The sequence below is a fragment of the Massilia terrae genome (assembly GCF_024753145.1).
Classification (GTDB): Bacteria; Pseudomonadota; Gammaproteobacteria; order Burkholderiales; family Burkholderiaceae_D; genus Telluria; species Telluria terrae.
Window position 1 is genome coordinate 361,861 of record NZ_JANUGU010000002.1, and the last position, 18,846, is coordinate 380,706.

Sequence of the window (18,846 nt, forward strand, 5' to 3'; positions counted from 1 at the left end):
TGCCATGATAGCGCAGGCCGCTGACGCTGTGCTGGGCGATCAGGATAGCAGCAAACCGTCGGACCCACCATAAACTTTCCGATATCGGAGATATCCTGCCTCGACTCCTCTAAACGGCTCGCGACCTCCGTTCACCATCCTCGGGATCTTACCAGTCCTCGCATACTCGTCTGCCGCACGCTCCTGCTCTTGGGTCAGGGCAGATGACGGCTGGGAGTAATCCGCCTTCCCAGCAAGCACTGGCAGGCGCTGGTGGCGCAGCTGAACCCATTTGTTCAAAAGCTCTTTAAGGTCACGCTCATTGTCGGCGTCCCCCAAACATTTGAACGACGCTCTCGAATCGTGAACATAGTCGTCAAAAAAGCGTAAAACCTCGACGCTTGGCTTTTTCCACTTTCTCCACCACGTCGCGATCTCTTCCCACTCGGCGTCGCGGTTGTTGTTAAAGCCAGGCGGCTGAGTCGCTGGCGTGAAAAAGTCGCCCCTCTTCCGCAGCCAATCCTCGAACCGAGCGATTTCTTCATCGAACTCTAGACCTGCACTATAGATGTCATTCTGATGTAGCGTGGATGCGCGTGCAAAACCAGGAATTTTGTGGACAGGGCTAGGTCCATCGACCCGGCGCGCCAAGCGCCATTCCATCTGTTTGCGGGCCTGCTCGCGCATGATTCGATGGATCGGCCCACTGGTCTCCTTGCAAGTGGCAATGTAGGAGTTGAACGTCTCGATGGTGCGATCCGACAGCGCGAATCTCCCCTTGACGGTCTCAGACGCAAACTCGAGTTTTAGTGGAGCACCGTTAATCCGCGCCGACTTGTACATCATAAGCAAAGGAATTCGGGACAGCATGTCGTCGCCATTGGCGTCGCTTCCTTTGCCCTGCTCGCAGGGGCAGTACCCGCACCCGACATCCGAATGCACTCCAGGCATAACGATTTCTTCATGGCCTGCCGAAAGGACACCATTCACTGCGATCGAGTCCACTGGAAAACTACGGCGCAGTTCATGTGCTGCGACGAGATGCAGACATTTGAGCCCCGAGGGGACACGCAAGCTGTCCTCTGCGTCGGCCCAGGCAGCATGGCCATCCCACCAGTTTGTGGAGTTTGCTAACCCGACCGAAGCTACAGTGTCGAACAGTCCAAGAAAATCGAATTCAACGTGGAATCCGCCGAGAGACATTTCGCCAGGCCTTCCCCGAAGCTCTGCGTCCAGCCTGCATAGTGACTGCAGCCAGTTGGTGAACACCCGAGCCTCAGTGGCACCGCGAGAGAATCCAAACGTCGATATGTAGATCGTCTTCACCGTCCCAGGGTCGATCTTCCGGGGTTTGCCAGTCACCGGATCGGGACAATGTAGCGCTACTGCCGCCTGTAACTGGGACAGAACGACCTTGAATTCCTCACGCGTGCGCCCTATGCGATACCGTATCCGCTCTGGCACCTGCGCAGCCGTTTCGCCATCCATCGCCGCGCGAGCTTCCCGCGTCAAGGATGTGTTTCGAAATAGCCGATCCAGATCGGATGCGATCAACAACGGCGCCTTCAGGAAATAACGGTGGACATTATTGATCGCCTGCGCCAACGCCCAAATTATCCGGCGCTCGCCGAGACGACCGCCCGCGGCACCCGCAGTGGCATCGCCATCCTTGCCACTGTCGCCTACGTCGGGAAAGGGAGACGCGACGCCAGGGACATAAACTTTGAAGAAGTGCGTATACTCCTTTGCCCGGTAGTGCCAGTCGGTATATGCGGGGAGAACGCCGGGCACGCTCAGGCCAGGGAAACAGTCATAGAGTCGCGCGACATTGGAGTGGTCCTTAGTTGCTTCGGCCTGCCGGTAATTGTTCCGCGTGCCATCAAAAAAGAACCCGAAGAACAGATTGGTTTTGCATGATTCGCTGGGCGTCCCTAACGTCGGCTTTTCGCGCAACTCCAGGGCAGTGAGTACTTTTCGACGATCGGTTGAGAAGAATTGATTCCGATCGCTCGAATACTTAAAGGCCGCGCCAATGGCCGGCGATAGAAGCGCGCTCACGGCCGCGTCTCCTCGAACCGTTGCAGCTCGCGCGTAGAGTCCATCAAGCCCTGCTTATATTCCTCATTGAGGTAGGCAAGATATCGAGGATCCTGCGGTCCGCTGAATTTGGCGACCGACGCGCGGTCGTACTGTTCGGCATCAGCCCACGCCTCTGCGGCGCGCTTGTTCGGATCCTTCTTAAGCTGGTCTAAAAGGGTAACAAACAGATCGACATCCGTCTTTTTATAGTGCCTGATTAACTCCCAGCGCGTGCGGCGATACTCCAGGGAGGGAACCGGCCACCCCTTCACCTGTCCGGGCCATCTGGGGTGATCCGGCTGATAATCGCTTGAAACAACGCTGACAGTCCCGTCTTCACCGCGCAAAACCCAAAGCTCGCCCGGCTTTCCGTCCACGTACGGGGGAACCTCGGCTGTTTGCTCGGCTATGACTTCTGGCAAATGCCCGTCTTTGTCCTTGGGTAGCCAGTGCGTTAGTCGAATACGCACCTTGATTCCCGGGCGCCATTGCTTTGGAAGCGGATAACAACAGGTGGTGCCCCCGGCTGCAAAGGAGTCGATGTGCTCCCCAGCATTGCTGTCATCCGGATTATTGGGGTCTATCAACAAGTAACTGAATTCGTCGCCACGGTAGTTGACGCCATGCACGTCGACACCGACTGTCGTCTTTGCTTTTTCGCACGCGGATAAAGCCAGCCCGGTAACTAGCAAGGCGGGACACAAGAGCGACCGAATTGGAAGATGTCTAAACATATCTACTCCCGTGAATAATCGAGCCACGCCACCAAGCGCGAAGCCGCTTCCGACGCATCGAAAAGTTGGTCCCGCTGCCAAAACCACTCGCACCAATCGATCAGTTGATCTTGAATTCCGGCTCTGGTAGCAGCGCTCAGCGCAGTCGCCACAAGCGCATGACTTCTTGCCGGGCTGCGATACACTTCATGCCCTCGGCTGCCAAGCAGTGACAGTATTTCGTCGACAAGACTGTCATCGACCAGTATTGAAAACTGCGGCTGATCCAGAACGGGATCATCAGCAATCGGAGCATCCGAAGGCACAAACTTTCGCTCTATCCACCGTCCATCGCGTGAAAGATAGGTCCAACGTACGGCAGGGCCGAGGAATTGCCTGAGCTGTGCGCCGCTCAAAGTATTCAAGATCGATGGCAATCGCCGGGTATCCGAGAATCTGAAGTTAAAGCGCTGGCCATCGGCTTCGACAATGCACCAGGCAGCGAGTCGAGCGGCTAGCCGGTCTGCCGTTTCCTGTGTTTCGAGAGCGCTCACCATCGGCCAGCGGTCACATTGTTTGAGCAGACGGGTTAGCCGGCGACTGTTCGGCTCGAAACGCACTAAAATGGGCGAGACATCTCTTGCCTGATCGGAGCAGCAAGGCAGCGATTCGAAGAGGAGTCTCTTTGCTCCACATGGAAGCAATCTGTGAAGACCAGGGACGAAGGCTCCATCGATTAGCAAGATCAGAAAATGACGCGGCGGCAGCGCCTCATAGCGAGCGCAAAGATCGTCCAACCAGTCAGGCGCGAACGAGTCGATGAGCATCTATTCCACCATCGTGAAAGCTGCTCCCGCAGCAAGGGCCTTCCTGAGACACGCGACGCAGATCGTTCTAGGCAGTGCTGGCATCGGATACGCGACCCGCTCCGGCCCGGCGAGGCTCTTCTTGCCAGCATTGATCGTGATCTTCCCCGGGCACTGGACCGTGACGTTCCCACCCTCGATCGTGATGTTCGCCCCGCCCGCCGTGGAAAGGCTGATCCGCTTCGCAGCTGCCCAATCGATGTGACTGTTTGCGCTGATGACCTTGATTTCGTCACGCGCCTGTATCTTGAGTTCATCGGATTGGGCTTGGATATCGATCGCATCTTTCGCCGCGATCAGCTGCAATCCGACGCCGCCCTCGCCTGCTTTCACAGCGCCAGCGAGCACTCCGATCGCCTGCCCGGCGTGCACCCGCATCTGGCCACCGGTGACGAACTGCGTGTCGCCGCCGCTCATCAAAGCCACCGTCTCGCCATTCGCAAGCTGCATGCTCTGGCCGGCGTTCGCGCCGAAGCCGTCCTTGGCCGAGATTGCGATGATCGCCTCCGACGAATGCGGCAGCTGGCCGGAACTCGACACGGCGCCATCGTTGCTGACCATGCCCGATGCCGCAGCGAGCAGCGATTTGAGCGGCGCCGTTTCGTCGCTGATCACGCTGGCGTTAGCCTTCGCAGCGCCGGCGTGCATCGCAAGGCCGACCGTCTGATGCGTCAGCGCCGCGCCGTGAAAGGATTCCGCCAGCGCGGCAGCCTGCCGCAGCATGCCGACGCAAGCGCCGTTTTCGCCGGCAGGATCTCGCGCGGTCGCGTTGTGGCTAATCTTGTAGCTGGATACCAGAAGCCCACGGCCAGCGCGAACTGCGCCACATGAATCGGTCCGCAATTCCGCGCCCAGGCCACGGAAGCTGCCGCGATAGTTGTCCGCGCAGTGAACGAGATGACCGAGATTGAGCTCCGTCGCCGCATATGTCGTCTTGAGCTGCAACCGCCCTTGCGCATCGGTGTCGTCGAACAGCAGCTGGTTGTATCCATGCCCGCCGAACTCCTTGCTGCGCACGCCCCACTGCGCGCCGCCGTTGCGGTGCCCATCGCTACCTGCCGACGCGCCATGCCACACGGGGCTATTCCCACCCGCGAGATTGCCTTGCGCGGAGCACGCATGATCGTGCGCCTTTTCGAACAGGAGATCGTTGCTTGCGGTTCGATCCATTCCACCGGGCGTCGGTCCGATGCCGCCTTCACCCTGGCCGTTGTAGAGCGCACCGACGATGACCGGACGATCGATGTCATTCTCGACGAACTGCACCAGCACCTCCTGCCCAATCCGCGGCAAGAACTGAGAACCCATGCCACCGCCGGCGGAACGCTGCGCGACGCGTACCCAACACGTCGCATCGCCGCTGTCCTGCCAGTGGTAGCGGATGCGGACGCGTCCAAGCCGATCGCAGCACAGCTCGTCCGCGCCGCTCGGTTCATCTCCGCCATCCGCACCGACAACGATCGCGCCTTGCGATCCCAGCGCAGTCGGTTTCGGGTGCTGCGTTTGCGGACCCCAGGTCAGCTCCGCGTGCACAGCATCGAAGCAGTTGGCGTAGCCGGATTGGATGGCCTGTGCGATGACGAGTTCGAAGTCCTCCGGCTCGACGTCACGTGAGCACTCTTCAAGCAGTTCGGGGATCGGGCCAAAGAGCTCGGTCAGAGCGTGCGCGGCCGATGGCGGCAGGTTGTTCACGCCGACGCTTGTCACGCCAAGGATAGCGAACGACGCATCGTCCCCAAGCTGCTGCAACGGCGCCTCGGTAACGGTGACTCGTGTCCCTGCACGCAAGGTGCGAACTGTCGAGCGGCCGCGCCAGAGCTGGCCGCGCGCTTCCATCCCTTGCATGCGCAGATCCGCGTAGCGTCGCGCCTGCACAGCGTTCGGATACGCGTACTGCCCGGGCACATCAAATGCTTCCAACGCCGGCATCCCCGCGATGCGCGTGGGCGACTGGGTGGCGACGATGCGCTTGGCCTTGTAGTCGTAGCTGAGCACCGTAGCAAGCGACGCGTGCAGCCGCCGCTGCGCTGCCAAAGACTGTACGGTATCCCGCTGCTCGACCGCCCGTGCGCCGTGGTAGCGAATGCCGCCGCCGGATGCGCTGCACGCATCTTCCGGCGTCGCGTCGGGGTGGCTGCTGTCCGCGAACAGCACCATGCACGAGCCTTCGCTTCCGTCTTCGAAGCGCCAGGACAGCCCCTCCTCCGCCAGCAGCCTGCTGACGAAATCGAAATCGGACTCCCGGTATTGGCAGCAGTAACTGCGCGGCAGTGCGTCGGACATGAAGGTGACCGCCTCGCCGCTCCAGCGCCAGCGCGCCAACGGCCGGTAGGGCGCGAACACGTCGTCGACGATGTGGATGACGGCCTTGTCCTGCCACACGCGGCTATTACGCACCTGGCCGAGCCGCCAGATCCAAGGCGAGACCCGCAAGCGGTAGCGCGCGAATCGGCCATCGCTGCCCAGCATCGCCGCTTCGCAGATATCGCCGGCGAAGACCGTACACGTGCCATCGGCAAGACTGGTCTCCAGGGTCGCGGTCTGGCCAAGCAGCGCATCGAGGTCCACCCAGGTGCTGGTGGAAAGCACGATCAGATCGCGCACGCCGACTTCGTTGACGGCGTCGCGGGCGAGGAAGGCTTCAACCAGCAGGTCGCCGCTTGCGCCGTCGCCGTCCCCGACGGATAGCGAATACAGCCGCGTCGTGCCCGAAAACTGCACGAGCGCGGCCGTGATGTCGTCCGTCAGCTGGCTCATCGTGGTCAACGCTGCTCCTCACAAAGCAAGCGCCACGATACCGCCACTCAACAAGTCATTTCTTGCGCAAAGTCATCGCTTTGCAGAAACGAACGTTCACGCCTCGCGCAGCGTCTGCAAGGGCGGCTGGCGCAGCACGTTGCGCAGCCCCAGCCAACCACCGATCAGCGCGCACACGGCGCCCGCAACCAGCCCCGCGCCCCAAACCCCAGGCTCGAACGACCACGGAAACTTGAATTGGTACTTGGCCAAGGCCCATCCGAGGGCAGCCGCGCCGGAAGCCGCCAGCAGTCCCGATAAAGCGCCGACCAGCAGGAACTCGATGCGCTGCGCCTGCGCCAGCTGGCCGCGCGTGGCACCGAGCGCGCGCAGCAGTCCGGCCTCTCGGGTGCGCTCGGCCTGCGATCCCATGAGCGCCGCGTACAGCACCAGCACGCCCGACGCCAGCGTGAACATGAACAGGAACTCGACCGCGGTCACAACCTGGTCCAGCACTTCCTGCAGCTGGCGGATGATGCCGGAGACGTCGACCACGGTCAGGTTCGGGTACGCGCGCGTGAGCGAGTTCGCGAGCGCCGCGCCACGCTGCGGCAGGTGGAATGCGGTCATGAAGGTCTGCGGCGCATTCGCCATCGCGCTCGGGTTGATGATGACGAAGAAGTTGGCGCGCATCGATCCCCATTCCAACTTGCGCAGGCTGGTGATCTTCGCGTCGACGACCTGCCCGGCCATATCGAAGCGCATCACGTCACCCAGCTTCAGGTGCAGCGTGCGCCCGATGCCCTGCTCGACCGAGGCCTCGGACACGCCGGGGCCGTCGTTGAACCACTGGCCTTGCACGATCTCGTTCTGCTGCGGGATCTGGGTCATGGTCGACAGGTTGAACTCGCGATCGGCGAGACGGCGCGCATCGTCATTCCGATAAGTCTGCGGCGTGATCGCCTGGCCGTTCACGGCGACCAGGCGGCCGCGGATCATCGGATACAGGGCCGGCGACGGCACGCCCGCCGCCTGGATGCGGCGCGCGACGTCGTCCTTCTGGTCCGGCATGATGTTGATGATGAAGCGGTTGGGCGCATCCGGCGGCGTCGCCACGCGCCAGGCGTTCATCAGGTCTCCGCGCACGACGGTAAGGAGCAGCAGCGCCATCAGGCCCAGCGCCAGCGAAACGATCTGCACCACGGTGGCGCCGGGCCGCCGCTGCAGCGAGGTGATCGCGAAGCGCCAGCCTTGGCCGCTGGAGATGCCGCGCAGCTGGCGCAGCAGGTACAGCGCGAGCCAGCCGGCCAGCGCGAACACGCCGAAGCCGCCGAGGAAGCCGCCAGCCGTGATCAGCGCCAGCTTGGGGTCACCCACCTGCCAGAGCAGCAGCGCGAGGAAGGCGGCGATGCCGATGCCGTAGGTGGCGAGGACCATCGGCTGGGGCGCGGCCTGCTCGCGCCGGATCACGCGGTTGTGCGGCACGTTGCGCAGCTGGAGCACCGGCGGTAGCGCGAAACCGACGAGCAGCAGCAGGCCGGTGGCCACGCCCTGCAGCGCGGGCAGCGGCGAGACCGGCGGCAGGTCGGTGGTAACCATGCGCCCGACCAGTTCAAGCAGTACGTAATGCGCGCCGAATCCCACAAGCACGCCGAGCACGCTGCCAGCCAGGCCGACCAGTGCAAATTCGGTCAGGTACATCAGGCCGACCTGGTTCTGCGTCATGCCCAGGCAGCGCAGCATCGCACAGGCGTCCAGGTGGCGCTGCATGAAGCGGCGCGCGGCCATCGCGACCGCCACCGCCGCAAGCATCGCCGACAGCAGCGCGACCAGCGACAGGAAACGGTCGGCGCGGTCGAGCGTCGCGCGCATTTCGGGACGGCCGTTTTCCAGCGACTCGATACGCATACCCTTCACCTGCGTGCTCTCGATCTGCGCGCGCAGCCAACACTCGTAATCGTCGACGCGCGCCAGGTCGTTGTTCGACGGCGCCGCCACCTGCATGCGGTAGGTGACGCGCGCGAAGTTGTCGACCAGGTGCGTGGCCGGCAGGTCGTCCAGCGCCAGCATCACACGCGGCGCGAAGTTGGCGAACGATGCGCCGCGATCCGGTTCGCTGGCGATCAGCTGGGTGATGGTGAAGCGCTTGTCGCCGAGCTGGATGCTGTCGCCGACGCGGGTCTTGAGGCTGACAAGCAGATTGGCGTCGACCCACACCGTGCCGGGCGCGGGAATCGCAGACGTCTTGGCGCCGAGCGCCGCGCTGGCATCGTCGGCATTGGTCGTGATGCGCATCTGGCCGCGCAGCGGGTAGCCCTTCGAGACGGCCTTCACCGATGCGAGCTGCGCGACCGACGCCTCGCCGGCGCCCGCTTGCGCCATGCTGGGGAAGGTCACGGTATCGGCCAGCAGCAGGCCGCGGCGCTCGGCTTCGCGGCGCCAGTCGGAGCGGATCGGCTGGTCCGCGTTGACCAGCAGGTCGGCGCCGATGAGCTGGTGGGCGTCGCGGTTGAGCGCCGTGCGCATGCGGTCGACGAAGAAGCCGACGGCGGACAGCGCGGACACGGCGACGATCAGCGCCACCAGCAGGAAGCGCAGCTCGCCGGCGCGCCAGTCGCGCAGGGTCATTCGGAGGGCTTGGGTGAACATTCGGTCTGCGTATCAGGCGGTGGCGGATGCGAAGAAGGCGTCGACTTCGGCCAGGTACTTGCGCTTGTCTTCCGGATCGAGGAACGAGGCCGTGAAACTGTTCCGGGCCAGGGTCTTCGCATCCGCCACGCCAAGGTCGAGCGCCTCGAACGCGGCGAGATAGTTGGCATTGACGTAGCCGCCGAAATACGCCGGATCGTCCGAATTCACCGTCGCCACCAGCCCCGCATCGAGCAGCGCTCGCAGGTTGTGCTTGCCCATGACGTCGAACACGCGCAGCTTGATGTTCGACAGCGGGCACACCGTCAGCGGCACCTGCTCGCTCACCAGGCGGTCCACCAGCAGCTGGTCCTCGAGGCAGCGCACGCCGTGGTCGATGCGCTCCACGTTCAGCACATCGAGGGCATTGCGGATGTAGGACGGCGGCCCCTCCTCGCCCGCATGCGCGACCAGGTGCAAGCCGAGCTCGCGCGCACGGTCGAACACGCGCGCGAACTTTTCCGGCGGATGGCCGACCTCGGACGAATCGAGGCCGACGCCGATGAACTTGTCGCGGTAGGGCGCCGCATCTTCCAGCGTGGCAATCGCTTCCTCCTCAGAAAGATGTCGAAGGAAACACATGATCAGCCGGCTGCTGATCGGCCCTTCCTGGCAGGCGCGCCAGATGCCCGTGATCACCGTTTCAATCGGCACGCCACGCGCGGTATGGGTCTGTGGATCGAAAAAAATTTCGGCATGGCGGACATTATCGGCATGGACACGCGCCAAATAAGCCGCCGTCATATCGTAAAAATCCTGCTCGGTCAGCAATACGCTGGCGCCTGCGTAATAAATATCCAGAAATGATTGCAAGTCAGTAAACGCGTACGCTGCGCGCAACGCTTCCACCGAGGAATAAGCCAGTGAAACACCATTCCTTTGCGCGAGCGCAAAAATCAATTCGGGCTCCAATGAACCCTCGATATGAATGTGCAATTCGGCTTTTGGCATGCCAACAACAATGTTGCGCAGCGGATCAGTCAACATCTATTTTCTCCTGCAATTAGCGCCCGGGTAGGACCACGCCGACAAGTGTAGCGCATGCGCGCCGACGGCTCAGTCCCGCTCTCAAAGCGGGCCTCGAAGGCCTGCAGTACGGTGCGCCACAGCTTGGCCATATCGGGCACTATCGACTTACCATTTGTGAAAGAAGATTGTGAAATGCATTACTCGAAAACGCTTTCAAGCGGCCTCAAAAGGGCTTCAAAAAAGCGCCGCCGGGATCATTTTGCGCATGCTCCAAATTGGTGCTTTTGTTATATAAATCAATTTGTTACAACTGCTACTCAAAGCCACACGATACTGCTTTGACTTCCGGAATTATTAGGCATATAGTGAATTTCATAAACATCAGAAGATGCTTCCACAATACGCGGGGGGACCGGACCACCGTCCGGGACAACAACAAGAAAATCGCTCGCCGCCGTCACCGTCAGCTTGCTGATGCTTGTGCGGCAGCGACCCAAAAGAAGAAGGAGTACGCCAATAGACCGGGGCCTTGGCAGTTGCCACAACGAACTGCCATGACAGTGATCGTTGTTAAGCACATTAAAGGACATTCACATGACCATTTTTGACAACTACGCCGCCCGCTATGAGCGTACCAAGGAAGAGGATTATTCACTGTCGGAGTACCTCCAGCTCTGCAAGAAGAATCCCCTGACTTACGCCAGTGCCCCGGAACGCATGCTTGCGGCGATCGGCGAGCCGACCCTGGTCGACACCCGCCTCGATCCGCGCCTGTCGCGCATCTTCGCCAATAAGGTCATCAAGGTTTATCCCGCGTTCAAAGAGTTCTACGGGATGGAGGAAGTGATCGAACAGGTGGTCTCCTACTTCCGCCACGCGGCGCAGGGGCTGGAGGAGCGCAAGCAGATCCTGTACCTGCTGGGCCCGGTCGGCGGCGGCAAATCGTCGATCGCCGAAAAGCTCAAGCAGCTGATGGAGCTGGTGCCTTTCTATTGCCTCAAAGGCTCGCCGGTCAACGAATCGCCACTCGGCCTGTTCAACGAAGCGGAAGACGGCACCATCCTCGAGGAAGACTACGGCATCCCGCGGCGCTACCTGCGCACCATCCCGAGCCCGTGGGCAGTCAAGCGCCTGCACGAGTTCAATGGCGACATCAACCAGTTCCGCGTGGTCAAACGCTACCCGTCGATCCTGAAGCAGATCGCGATCTCGAAAACGGAACCGGGCGACGAGAACAACCAGGACATTTCCTCGCTGGTCGGCAAGGTCGACATCCGCAAGCTGGAGGAATACCCGCAGGACGATCCGGACGCCTACAGCTACTCGGGCGGCCTGTGCCTGGCCAACCAGGGCCTGATGGAATTCGTCGAGATGTTCAAGGCCCCGATCAAGGTGCTGCACCCGCTGCTGACCGCGACCCAGGAAGGCAACTACAAGGGCACCGAAGGCTTCGGCGCGATCCCGTTCGAGGGCATCATCCTGGCGCACTCCAATGAGTCCGAGTGGAAGAGCTTCCGCAACAACCGCAACAACGAGGCATTCCTCGACCGTATCTATATCGTCAAGGTGCCTTACTGCCTGCGCGTGTCGGACGAGATCAAGATCTACGATAAGCTGCTGCGCAACTCCTCGCTGGAGCGGGCGCCCTGCGCCCCGGGCACGCTGCGCATGATGTCGCAGTTCGCGATCCTGTCGCGCCTGAAGGATCCGGAGAACTCCAGCATCTTCTCGAAAATGCTGGTGTACGACGGCGACAACCTGAAGGACACCGATCCGAAGGCCAAGTCGATGCACGAATACGTCGACTACGCCGGCGTGGACGAAGGCATGAACGGCCTGTCGACCCGGTTTGCCTTCAAGATCCTGTCCAAGGTCTTCAACTTCGACAGCACCGAGGTGGCCGCCAATCCGGTGCACCTGCTGTACGTGCTCGAACAGCAGATCGAGCGCGAACAGTTCCCGCCCGAGATCGAGCAGCGCTACCTGTCCTATATCAAGGAACACCTGGCGCAGCGCTACGTAGACTTCATCGGCAAGGAGATCCAGACGGCCTACCTCGAGAGCTATTCCGAGTACGGCCAGAACATCTTCGACCGCTACGTCACGTTCGCCGACTTCTGGATCCAGGACCAGGAATTCCGCGATCCGGACACCGGCGAGTCGTTCGACCGCGAACAGCTCAATGCGGAGCTGGAAAAGATCGAGAAGCCGGCCGGCATCTCGAACCCGAAAGATTTCCGCAACGAGATCGTCAACTTCTGCCTGCGCGCGCGGGCGACGAACAACGGCAAGAACCCGGCGTGGACGAGTTACGAAAAGTTCCGCACCGTCATCGAGAAGAAAATGTTCTCGAATACAGAGGAGTTGCTGCCGGTGATCTCGTTCAACGCCAAGGCCAGTGCCGAGGACGCCAACAAGCATGCCGACTTCGTGGCACGCATGGTCGAGAAAGGCTACACCGCCAAGCAGGTCAGGCTCCTGTGCGAGTGGTACCTGCGTGTGAGGAAATCCTCTTAAGCCCTGCGGCGCCGGCCGGGGCGGCGCGGCGGATCCCGGCGGTCCGCCTGCACTGCCCCGGCTGAGTGGGGCCGCTCCCACGCGGGCGCCGGGAACCGGCCGATGTGCGGCCGCCGTTGCGGCGCGCACACTGAGCCGTCCCTCCACCCGTGCGCCAGCACGCGAACACGCAGAGTATTAAGATAGGGGGACCGGACCTTCCGGCCCGCCGCGAGAATCAGGAGGCAGTTTTGACTTACCTCATCGACCGACGCTTGCAGGGCAAGAACAAGTCAGCGGTCAACCGCGAGCGCTTCCTGCGCCGCTACAAAGCGCAGATCAAGGACGCCGTTGGGCGCGCGATCAAGGGCCGCTCGATCACCGATATCGAGAACGGCGAAAAAGTCTCGATCCCCGTCAAGGACGTCAACGAGCCGCACTTCGGCCATGCCCACGGCGGCGTGTGGGAAGTCGTCAACCCCGGCAATACCGAATACCAGAAGGGCGACCAGATCAACCGGCCGAAATCGGGCGGCGGCGGGTCCGGGCGCGGCCGCGCCGGCAACAGCGAGCAGACCACCGAGGACGACTTCATCTTCGAGCTGACGCGCGAAGAATTCATGAATTACTTCTTCGAGGACCTCGAACTGCCGAACATGGTCAAGACGCAACTGGCCCAGACAGTCGAGTTCAAGAACCAGCGCGCCGGCTACAACGTGTCCGGCACGCCGTCCAATATCCATGTGCTGCGTTCGCTGCGGGGCGCGCTCGGCCGTCGCATCGCGCTCGGCGCGCCCTCGCGCCGCGCGCTCACCGAGGCCGAAAACGAGCTCAAGCGCCTGCAGGAGCTGGGCGCGCAGGACGACGACGCCCGCGTGCTCGAACTCAAGCACAAGATCCACACGCTGCACACCAAGCTGCTGGCGATCCCCTTCATCGATCCCTTCGACCTGCGCTACACCAACCGGATCAAGGTGCCCAAGCCCACCACCCAGGCCGTGATGTTCTGCATCATGGACGTGTCGGGCTCGATGGACGAGATGCGCAAGGACACCGCCAAGCGCTTTTTCATCCTGCTCTACCTGTTCCTCAAGCGCGTGTACGAAAAGATCGAAGTGGTGTTCATCCGCCACCACACGGCGGCCGCGGAAGTGGACGAGGACGAATTCTTCCATTCGCGCGAGTCGGGCGGCACGGTGGTGTCGTCGGCCCTGCACCTGCTGCAGAAAGTGCTGGCGGAGCGCTATTCCAGCGCCGACTGGAACGCCTACGTGGCCCAGGCCTCGGACGGCGACAACTGGGACAACGATTCGGTGCTGTGCAAGCAGATCCTGCTCAACGGGATCATGCCGCGCGTGCAGTATTACACCTACGTCGAGATTACCGACGGGCCGCCGCAGAATCTGTGGGAGCAATACATGGAAGTCGCGGAGCACAACCTCAATTTCGCGATGCAAAAGATCGTGACGCCGGCCGACATTTATCCGGTATTCCGGGAACTGTTCAAGAAACAGCCCAAGTAAACAGCGAGGCGCATCATGCCCAGAGATCCCCGCAATCCGCGCGCCCTGCCCGAGCAGTCCGAATGGACGTTCGACCTGATCGAGCAGGCGCACGAAGAAATTCGTCGCGTGGCCGAACGCTTCGGCCTGGACACCTACCCGACCCAGCTCGAAATCATCACCGCCGAACAGATGATGGATGCCTACACCTCGGTGGGCATGCCGGTGTCGTACAACCATTGGTCCTTCGGCAAGCACTTCCTCTCGACCGAGAAAAGCTACCGCCGCGGCCAGATGGGCCTGGCCTACGAGATCGTCATCAACTCCAATCCCTGCATCGCCTACCTGATGGAGGAAAACAGCCTGACCATGCAGGCGCTGGTGATCGCGCACGCCGCCTACGGCCACAACTCCTTCTTCAAGGGGAACTACCTGTTCCGCACCTGGACCGACGCCGACGCCATCGTCGACTACATGGTCTTCGCCAAGAACTACATCGCCGAATGCGAGCGGCGCCACGGCATCGACGCCGTCGAGGAGCTGCTCGATTCCTGCCACGCGCTGCAGAACTACGGCGTGGACCGCTACAAGCGCCCGGCCAAGCTGTCGATGGCCAAGGAAACGGCGCGCCAGAAAGAGCGCCAGGAATACGCCCAGTCCCAGGTCAATGCCCTGTGGCGCACCATCCCGCGGCGCGACGAGGAAGAAGCGGGGCTGGCGACGCCGCAGCGCTTTCCGCCGGAGCCGGAGGAGAACCTGCTGTACTTCATCGAAAAGTACGCGCCGCTGCTGGAGCCCTGGCAGCGCGAGCTGGTGCGCATCACGCGCAAGATCTCGCAGTACTTCTATCCGCAGCGCCAGACCCAGGTGATGAACGAGGGCTGGGCCACCTTCTGGCACTACACCATCCTGCAGGAGCTGTACAAGGAAGGCGTGGTCGGCGACGGCTTCATGATGGAATTCCTGCAAAGCCATACCAACGTCGTGTACCAGCCGCCTGCCACCAGCCAGTTCTACAGCGGCATCAATCCCTACGCGCTGGGCTTCGCGATGATGAGCGACATCCGCAGGATCTGCGAAGACCCGACGGCCGAGGACCGCGCCTGGTTCCCCGACATGGCCGGCAGCGACTGGATCAAGACGCTCGACTTCGCGATGCGCAATTTCAAGGACGAGAGCTTCATCGCCCAGTACCTGTCGCCCAAGCTGATCCGCGACTTCCACTTCTTCTCGGTGCTGGACGACGACCGCCACGACAAGCTGACGGTGTCGGCGATCCATGACGAATCCGGCTACCGCTACGTGCGCCAGAAGCTGGCCGAGCAGTACAACCTGGGCAGCCGCGAGCCGAACATCCAGGTCTGGCAGGTGAACACGCGCGACGACCGCGCACTCACCCTGCGCCACACCCAGTTCCAGCGCCGCCCGCTGAACCAGCAGGCGCAGGAAGTGCTCAAGCACGTGGCGCGCCTGTGGGGGTTCGACGTCCGCCTCGAAACGGTGGACCCGACCGGGCACGTGGTCAACTTCCTGGAGTGCCGCCGCGAGAAGCGCGGGCGTTGAACCATTCTATATATAGATCAAGGTTCACGCGGGCCGCCGGCGCGGCCCGTTTGCTCGCAATGCGCTATACAGACTGCGCGCCGGCGGCGCCGGCGATCCGCTCCGCGGCCCCCGCGCCCGTGCCTGTGCCCGCCCGCGCCACCTCATCCCTGCCCGCAAGCAATCACAACTTTGACTCATATCAAGAAGGCGTCAACCCATCACCACAGGTCATGGGTTACCGGCACTCTCCATGGGGAAGTAAGGTTCAATAGAACGCCGCGACCGGCAGAATCTGGCTATAGTTAGCAGAAACGCCATGCATATTTAATACGATATTTGCTCGGAGGTAAAAAATACGTGAAAAATTCGGTGCGAGGCAGGTAGAAACTGATCTTCCACGCCTCTCGCGGGTACTCAGTGCATTTGTCATCATACATCTACATGTTTCATCAATTTCCAGCACGACACGCCTCTGCGTGGATGAGCATGTTTCCCTGTTTTTACAGGCAGTTAAACCTTCTTTGAGCCCCTAAAAATGTCTGTGCAAAAAACAATTCGTAGGTATAATTCCGCGATGTCCCGGATGCGGCCCTAGTTTTTTGTCGTGTTTTGTGGGTTATAGAAGCAACCAAAAGAGAGTTGGTATTGGAGAAAGCAGGATGAATTTTTCGCACGAGAAGGAACCCGGGAAGAATTTCACTGGTATCGCCATTGTCATCGTCTTGCACGTCATTGTCGCCTGGGGGATCATCAACGGTCTCGGCAAGCGCATGATCACCAAGATGCAGGAGGCAGTGGAGACCAAGATCATCGAGGAAGTGAAACCTCCCCCACCGCCTGAAACGCCGCCCCCGCCGCCACCGCCCGAGATGAAGGCTCCTCCGCCGCCGTTCATCCCGCCGGTCGAAGTGCAGGTGCAGCAGCCGCCGCCGCAGCAGAACACCATCGCTGTCAGCAGCCAGGCCAAGCCGCAAACGACCGAACTGTCCAAGGCGCTGCCGACTCCGGCCGCCGCGCCCGCCAAGGCAACCGGTCCGAGCAAGACCCCGGCCGTGGTGAACTTCGACACCTGCGCCAAACCGGAATACCCGAAGTCGTCGCTGCGTAACGAAGAGACTGGTACCTCGACCATTACCTTCCTGATCGGTGCCGATGGTGGCGTCAAGGATTCCAAGATCACGAAGTCGAGTGGCTTCCGTGACCTGGATAAGGCAGCGCAAGCAGCGCTGGGCAAGTGCCGCTTCAAGCCGGCAACTGAAAACGGCCAGCCGGTGGAAACCTGGCAGCCGGTGGCATACGACTGGCGCCTCGACTGATCAGTCAGGACTTCGCAAGCCACGTTTTATCAATTCGTTGTCAAATTTGTTCAGCGAACGCTCTATTTAAATTTTTGGAGGAAGCATGTTTAAGAATACCCGTTTGTCCGCTCTGCTGGCGGCTGTCCTGTTCTCGGTGTCGGCGGCTTCGGCGCTGGTGTCCGCACCGGCCTACGCTGACGCTCCGGCATCGGCAGCGGCTTCGGCTCCGGCCGCAGCGGCAAGCGCACCGGCTGCCGACGCAGCTGCTCCGGCCGACGCCGCAGCTGCTGCTCCGGCCGCCAAGGCCGAGAAGGTCGAAGCCGAAAACCCCTACGGCTTCTCGGCCGTGTGGGAAGGCGGCATCGTGTCGCGCGGCACCCTGATCATCCTGTCGCTGATGTCGATGGGCTCCTGGTACATCATCATCACCAAGCTGATCGACCAGATGAAGATCTTCAAGCAGTCGAAAGAAGCGTCGGCCAAGTTCTGGAAAGCCCCGTCGATCGCCGCTGGCTCGGCTTCGCTGAAAGACGGCTCGCCGTTCCGCTTCATCGCTGAAACCGGCACCAAGGCCACCCAGCACCACGACGGCGCCCTGCTCGAGCAGATCGACCTGTCGAGCTGGGTCACCATGCAGATCCAGCGTTCGGTCGAGAAAGTCCAGTCGCGCCTGCAAGACGGCCTGTCGTTCCTGGCAACCGTCGGTTCGACCGCACCGTTCATCGGTCTGTTCGGTACCGTCTGGGGTATCTACAACGCACTGACCAACATCGGTATGACCGGTAACGCGTCGATCGACAAGGTCGCAGGTCCGGTGGGTGAAGCACTGATCATGACCGCCTTCGGTCTGTTCGTCGCAGTCCCGGCCGTTCTGGGCTACAACTGGCTGGTCCGTCGTAACAAGTCGGCCATGGAAGATGTCCGTTCGTTCTCGGCTGACGTGCACTCGGTGCTGGTCTCGGGTGTCATGACCACCGCTAACGCCGCGGCAGCAGGTAGCAAGAAGGTTGGCTAATCATGTCGATGTCCGTCGGCTCCGATAGCGGAGATGAAGATCAGGTGATGTCGGAGATCAACACGACGCCCCTCGTGGACATCATGTTGGTTCTCCTGATCATCTTCCTGATCACAAGCCCGGTGGTGATGCACTTGGTGCCCATCAAGCTGCCTACCGAATCCAACGAGCCAGTGAAGAACAAGCCGGAAGACGTGAATATCGTGGTCAGCAAAGACGGCGATGTTTACTGGGGCCAGAAGAAGCTGGCCAATTCCGACGAGTTGTTCGAGTTGCTCAAGAAGGAATCGGTCAAGCTGCCGCAACCTGCGGTCCACGTGCGCGGCGACATGTCGGCGCGTTACGAGGCCATCGGCCGTGTGATGTTCCAGGCACAACGTGCTGGCGTGCAGAAGGTCGGCTTCGTCATCGAACCACCTGACAAGGGCTAAGTCCCTCGCCGCAGCTTCCGGGCTGCGGCGGCCAGACAGCAGAAAGGAAACACTATGAGTATGAATGTCGGTGGAGGCGGAGCATCAAACGCTGATCCGGAACCGATGATGGAAATGAACATGACTCCCTTGATCGACGTGATGTTGGTCTTGATTATCATGATGATCATTACCATCCCGAAGCAGATGCACTCGGTCAACCTGAACATGCCGGTCGGCAACCCTCCGCCGCCGACCACGCCGCCTACGGTTGTCACGATTGACGTCGACTTCGACGGCACGATCTTGTGGGACAACGCGCCGGTTGATCGTGCTACACTGGAAAGCAAGCTCTCCAATGTAGCGGCTCAGGCTGATCAGCCGGAAGTGCATGTGCGCCCCAACAAGCTGGTCGAGTACAAATACGTCGCCGGCGTGATGGCAGCAGCCCAGCGCCTCGGCGTGACCAAAATTGGTATGGTCGGCAACGAGCAGTTCCAATAAGCAGTTTCGACTGTGATAAGCACGGCAGGGTTTCCCTGCCGTGTCC

The 18,846-nt window shown here is 61.3% G+C and carries 13 protein-coding genes; 7 read left to right on the forward strand and 6 right to left on the reverse strand.

Annotated elements, in window-relative coordinates:
* Window positions 1–39: 39 nt before the first annotated feature.
* The 6 genes from NX778_RS08895 to NX778_RS08920 form a co-directional block, all read right to left on the reverse strand.
* Window positions 40–2,037 carry a T6SS phospholipase effector Tle1-like catalytic domain-containing protein gene (locus NX778_RS08895; RefSeq protein ID WP_258811367.1) on the reverse strand — a complete coding sequence of 666 codons (1,998 nt, stop codon included), beginning with the start codon at window positions 2,035–2,037 and terminating at the stop codon, window positions 40–42.
* Window positions 2,034–2,792 (reverse strand): DUF3304 domain-containing protein, encoded by a 759-nt coding sequence (locus NX778_RS08900; protein WP_258811368.1) that lies wholly within the window; start codon window positions 2,790–2,792, stop codon window positions 2,034–2,036. The genes NX778_RS08895 and NX778_RS08900 overlap by 4 nt, the downstream gene beginning before the upstream one ends.
* A 2-nt stretch (window positions 2,793–2,794) precedes the next feature.
* Window positions 2,795–3,598 (reverse strand): DUF4123 domain-containing protein, encoded by an 804-nt coding sequence (locus NX778_RS08905; RefSeq protein ID WP_258811369.1) that lies wholly within the window; start codon window positions 3,596–3,598, stop codon window positions 2,795–2,797.
* Entirely contained in the window at window positions 3,599–6,394 is a 2,796-nt protein-coding gene (locus NX778_RS08910) for a type VI secretion system Vgr family protein (protein ID WP_258811370.1), read from the reverse strand.
* Window positions 6,395–6,490: 96 nt separating this feature from the next.
* Window positions 6,491–9,022: an ABC transporter permease gene (locus NX778_RS08915; protein WP_258811371.1), complete on the reverse strand. Its 2,532-nt coding sequence runs from the start codon at window positions 9,020–9,022 to the stop codon at window positions 6,491–6,493.
* Window positions 9,023–9,034: 12 nt separating this feature from the next.
* The gene (locus NX778_RS08920; protein WP_258811372.1) at window positions 9,035–10,048 is read right to left on the reverse strand and encodes an adenosine deaminase; all 1,014 of its coding nucleotides are present in this window, start codon (window positions 10,046–10,048) and stop codon (window positions 9,035–9,037) included.
* 576 nt (window positions 10,049–10,624) lie between these two features.
* On the opposite strand from NX778_RS08920, the gene NX778_RS08925 reads away from it, so the two are divergent.
* The 7 genes from NX778_RS08925 (at window position 10,625) to NX778_RS08955 (ending at window position 18,800) form a co-directional block, all read left to right on the forward strand.
* Window positions 10,625–12,547, forward strand: a complete 1,923-nt coding sequence (locus NX778_RS08925; protein ID WP_258811373.1) for a PrkA family serine protein kinase — start codon at window positions 10,625–10,627, stop codon at window positions 12,545–12,547.
* A 230-nt stretch (window positions 12,548–12,777) separates the two neighbouring features.
* Window positions 12,778–14,049 carry a YeaH/YhbH family protein gene (locus tag NX778_RS08930; protein ID WP_258811374.1) on the forward strand — a complete coding sequence of 424 codons (1,272 nt, stop codon included), beginning with the start codon at window positions 12,778–12,780 and terminating at the stop codon, window positions 14,047–14,049.
* A gap of 15 nt (window positions 14,050–14,064) precedes the next feature.
* The gene (locus tag NX778_RS08935) at window positions 14,065–15,591 is read left to right on the forward strand and encodes a SpoVR family protein (RefSeq protein ID WP_258811375.1); all 1,527 of its coding nucleotides are present in this window, start codon (window positions 14,065–14,067) and stop codon (window positions 15,589–15,591) included.
* A 641-nt stretch (window positions 15,592–16,232) separates the two neighbouring features.
* A complete protein-coding gene (locus NX778_RS08940; protein ID WP_258811376.1) occupies window positions 16,233–16,889 on the forward strand; it encodes an energy transducer TonB in 657 nt (218 codons plus the stop codon).
* Window positions 16,890–16,974: 85 nt separating this feature from the next.
* Entirely contained in the window at window positions 16,975–17,886 is a 912-nt protein-coding gene (locus NX778_RS08945; protein ID WP_258811377.1) for a MotA/TolQ/ExbB proton channel family protein, read from the forward strand.
* A 2-nt stretch (window positions 17,887–17,888) separates the two neighbouring features.
* On the forward strand, window positions 17,889–18,317 hold the full coding sequence (locus NX778_RS08950; RefSeq protein WP_258811378.1) for an ExbD/TolR family protein: 429 nt from the start codon (window positions 17,889–17,891) through the stop codon (window positions 18,315–18,317).
* A gap of 54 nt (window positions 18,318–18,371) precedes the next feature.
* On the forward strand, window positions 18,372–18,800 hold the full coding sequence (locus tag NX778_RS08955; RefSeq protein WP_258811379.1) for an ExbD/TolR family protein: 429 nt from the start codon (window positions 18,372–18,374) through the stop codon (window positions 18,798–18,800).
* Window positions 18,801–18,846 lie beyond the last annotated feature (46 nt).

What these genes read in the sequence shown, in the direction of transcription:
- NX778_RS08900 (WP_258811368.1), bottom strand. Translation starts at nt 2,792, where the DNA reads ATGTTTAGACATCTTCCAATTCGGTCGCTCTTGTGTCCCGCCTTGCTA.
- NX778_RS08905 (WP_258811369.1), bottom strand. Translation starts at nt 3,598, where the DNA reads ATGCTCATCGACTCGTTCGCGCCTGACTGGTTGGACGATCTTTGCGCT.
- NX778_RS08910 (WP_258811370.1), bottom strand. Translation starts at nt 6,394, where the DNA reads ATGAGCCAGCTGACGGACGACATCACGGCCGCGCTCGTGCAGTTTTCG.
- NX778_RS08915 (WP_258811371.1), bottom strand. Translation starts at nt 9,022, where the DNA reads ATGTTCACCCAAGCCCTCCGAATGACCCTGCGCGACTGGCGCGCCGGC.
- NX778_RS08920 (WP_258811372.1), bottom strand. Translation starts at nt 10,048, where the DNA reads ATGTTGACTGATCCGCTGCGCAACATTGTTGTTGGCATGCCAAAAGCC.
- NX778_RS08925 (WP_258811373.1), top strand. Translation starts at nt 10,625, where the DNA reads ATGACCATTTTTGACAACTACGCCGCCCGCTATGAGCGTACCAAGGAA.
- NX778_RS08935 (WP_258811375.1), top strand. Translation starts at nt 14,065, where the DNA reads ATGCCCAGAGATCCCCGCAATCCGCGCGCCCTGCCCGAGCAGTCCGAA.
- NX778_RS08940 (WP_258811376.1), top strand. Translation starts at nt 16,233, where the DNA reads ATGAATTTTTCGCACGAGAAGGAACCCGGGAAGAATTTCACTGGTATC.
- NX778_RS08945 (WP_258811377.1), top strand. Translation starts at nt 16,975, where the DNA reads ATGTTTAAGAATACCCGTTTGTCCGCTCTGCTGGCGGCTGTCCTGTTC.
- NX778_RS08950 (WP_258811378.1), top strand. Translation starts at nt 17,889, where the DNA reads ATGTCGATGTCCGTCGGCTCCGATAGCGGAGATGAAGATCAGGTGATG.
- NX778_RS08955 (WP_258811379.1), top strand. Translation starts at nt 18,372, where the DNA reads ATGAGTATGAATGTCGGTGGAGGCGGAGCATCAAACGCTGATCCGGAA.